Origin of the sequence: Plectonema cf. radiosum LEGE 06105 (assembly GCF_015207665.1) — a bacterium.
Taxonomy (GTDB): domain Bacteria; phylum Cyanobacteriota; class Cyanobacteriia; order Cyanobacteriales; family Nostocaceae; genus Rivularia; species Rivularia radiosa_A.
In genome coordinates this window covers 1-1,217 of record NZ_JADEWL010000316.1, presented here as the reverse complement: position 1 = coordinate 1,217, position 1,217 = coordinate 1, and the positions used below count along the sequence as shown (strand labels likewise).

Annotated in this window: 1 protein-coding gene; it reads right to left on the bottom strand. The window is 36.4% G+C overall.

Annotation, left to right across the window (positions count from 1 at the left end; genetic code table 11):
• On the bottom strand, positions 1-1,166 hold a 1,166-nt coding region (locus tag IQ247_RS32190; RefSeq protein ID WP_193926242.1), incomplete at its 3' end, for an RNA-guided endonuclease InsQ/TnpB family protein.
• Positions 1,167-1,217 lie beyond the last annotated feature (51 nt).

The window sequence follows — 1,217 nt, the reverse complement described above, 5'->3', positions numbered from 1 at the left end:
AGAGGTTTTTCTACTCCGCAGGCTATTTCGGTAGAACTTACCGTTTCTGACCGTTCAGGAATATAAATATTCTCAAACCATCGGTCTATATTTTTAGCCGCGTTCAAATCTCTGTCTTCGGTATGACCACAATCAGGACAGACATAAACGCGATTTTTTAATGGCATTTTATGACGATGATTCCCGCAATTAGAACAGATTTGTGAACTAGGAAAGAATCTATCAACTAACACTAATTGACTAGAGAATTTCTCGGTTTTATATTCTAGTTGACGTTTAAACTCATACATCCCACAATCAGCAATCGCACCAGCTAATTTATGGTTTTTTAAGAATGCCTTGATATGCAAATCTTCTATCTTTATAATGCTGTGGTTTTTAGCAAGATAGTTAGTTAATTTGTGAATAGCATCTTTACGGATGTTTGCTATTCTTGCATGAAGCCTTGCTAGTTTTTTAACTGCTTTTTTACGATTTCTTGAGCCTTTTACCTTTCGGCTAACACTGCGTTGCAACCGTTTCATTCGCTTACTCCCAAAGCGGTAAGCTTTAGGGTTTTTAAAGACTTTACCGTTAGAACAAACAGCTAACTCTTTAATGCCGATATCAACGCCTACAGTAGGTCTGTCAATTACTACTGATGGTTTTTCTATCTCATACTTGATAGCAATAAACCATTTATTCGCAGTTCTTGAAACAACGCAGTTATGAGTAGCTGTTACAGGTAAGGGTTCTGCTAAACACACCCAACCAATGGACGGTAATTTAATTCGTTTACCATCATTTTTTATTTTAGGTTCCGCTTTGTTTCCTGACTCCAAATAGAAAGAATCTCGTTGTCCTTTCTTTTTAAAACGAGGTTGTTTAGCAACTTTCTTGAAACATCTATCCCATGCTGTGCGTAGTTCTTTTAAAGCTTGCTGAGGAACGTTTTTATTAGTTTCGTAGTACCAATCATTAACGGATTTAACCTCGGCTACTAGCTTTTTATGTAAGTCAATAGCTGACGGAATCTTTATGGTTTTGTCTGTTTCACGCTGCTTTAATATTTCATTAATAGTCGCATTAGCCCAATTATAGGCATGACGTGCAACTCCTGAAGCCTTAAGAAACTGCGTAACTTGTTTGTTGTTTGGCTTTAGCTCAACTTTGACAGAAAGTAACATTGTTTCGACCTAACAATGATGTATAATATCTAGTATACCAGATTTTAATGA